Source organism: Nocardioides epinepheli, assembly GCF_037936805.1.
Classification (GTDB): Bacteria; Actinomycetota; Actinomycetes; order Propionibacteriales; family Nocardioidaceae; genus Nocardioides.
In genome coordinates this window covers 1-1,715 of record NZ_JBBMMC010000029.1, presented here as the reverse complement: position 1 = coordinate 1,715, position 1,715 = coordinate 1, and the positions used below count along the sequence as shown (strand labels likewise).

Sequence of the window (1,715 nt, the reverse complement as noted above, 5' to 3'; positions counted from 1 at the left end):
GTGCCGGGCGCGTACTGCTCCATGAACCACACCCGCTCCTGGGCGAACGACAGCACCCGCGCGTCCGTGCCCGGGGGCACGTGGAGCGCCGGGGCCGGCTTGTCGGACCGACCGGCGGCCGCCGTCCCTTCCGCCGCGGCCTTGAGTCGCTGCGCGAGCAGTGCGCGCCGGTCGCCGGCCGATCGGGGCGGGGGCTTCGGGCCGGAGGCGTCGGTGTCGGTGCCGGAGGTCATCGGTTCACAGGCTCCTCGGCGGGATCGGAGACGGTCGGGGTGTCGGCGGCGAGCAGCTCGCGGGCCTCCTCATCGCTCAGGGCGTCGATCTCGGCGAGGACGAGTTCCTCCACGGCGCGCGCGTAGGCATGCAGGGTCGGCTCCTCGAAGAGCACGGCGACCGGTACCTCCACGTCGAGGAGGGCAGCGACACGGACCGACACCTGAGTGGCCAGCAGGGAGTGCCCTCCGAGCCGGAAGAAGTCGTCGTGGGGCCCGGGCCGCACGCCGAGGACCTCGCTCCAGACCGTCGCGACCAGCTGCTCGGACTCGACGGCCGCGTCGTCGTCGGGCGGGGCGTCCTCGGGCCCCGGAGCAGCGCTGGGCGCCACGCGTGCGGCCAACGGGATGCCGAGCTCGCCCGGCAGGGTGCCGGGCAGTGCGGCCAGCCGCGCCAGCGCTCGGGACCAGTGCCCGGCGAGCTCGACGATGGTGGACTCCTCGAAGAGCGCGGTGGAGTAGGTGAAGGTCGACCGGAGCCCGCCGGCGACCTCGACCACCTGGCACTCCAGGTCGAAGCGGGTGCCGCCGGTGTCGACCGGCTGCCACCACGCCGACAGCCCGGACCTGCTCGCGTCAGCCTGGGCCGAGGCGGCGTGGTCGCGCAGGGCGAAGTTCTGGACCGCGAACAGGGTCTGGGCCACCGGCGACCGGCTCACGTCGCGCTCGATGCGGAGGTCGGCGACGAGGAGCTCGAAGGGGAGCTCCTGGTGCGCCAGCGCATCGAGCACCGAGTCGCGGACCTCGCTCACCGCGTCACCGAAAGGCTGGTCGGGTGCGACCAGAGCCGGGATCGCCAGGGTGTTGACGAACATCCCGACCAGACCCTCGACGTCGGGGCTCACGCGTCCGGCGACGGGCGTCGCGACCGCGAACCGCTCCTGCCCCGACCAGGCCGCCAGCAGCCAGGTCCACGCGGTGCGCAGCACCATGTGCAGGGTCGCGCCGCGCTCGGCGCCGAGCCGGGCGAGCGCCACGCGCGTCGACTCGTCGATCGTGGTCTCGACCGTCGCGCCCGCGAACTGCTGGCGTCGCGGCCGCGGACGATCGGTCGGCAGGTCGAGCGCCGGGACGCCGTCGAGCCGCTCGCGCCAGAAGGCCAGGTGCTCCTCGAGCCGGTCCCCGGCGAGCCGGGCTCGCTGCCACTGCGCGAAGTCGCGGTAGCCGACCGTGAGTCGGGGGAGCGCTGGCTCGCTGTCGGCCGTGAGCGCGCGGTGGACCGCGACGACCTCGCCCACGAGGAGGTCGGAGGACCAGCCGTCGGTGATGAGGTGGTGGGCCACGACGACGAGCAGGTGCTCGGTGGTGTCGTCGGTGGCGTTGGGCCAGGCGAGCAGGGTCCAGCGGACCAGGGGACCGGTGGCGACGTCGAAGGGGGTGCCGGCCAGGTCGCGGGCGCGTTCCCAGGCGGTGGGCTCGTCGGCGACGGTCTCGCTGGTCAGG

2 protein-coding genes are annotated in these 1,715 nt (G+C 74.5%); both read right to left on the bottom strand.

The genetic code is table 11. From position 1 onward, the window contains the following. Positions 1-233: hypothetical protein (locus WMR31_RS22070; RefSeq protein WP_340541097.1), on the bottom strand; the 233-nt coding region annotated here is incomplete at its 3' end. Further along, positions 230-1,715 (bottom strand): condensation domain-containing protein (locus WMR31_RS22065; RefSeq protein WP_340541096.1); only part of this gene is annotated, 1,486 nt, incomplete at its 5' end. The genes WMR31_RS22065 and WMR31_RS22070, both read right to left, overlap by 4 nt.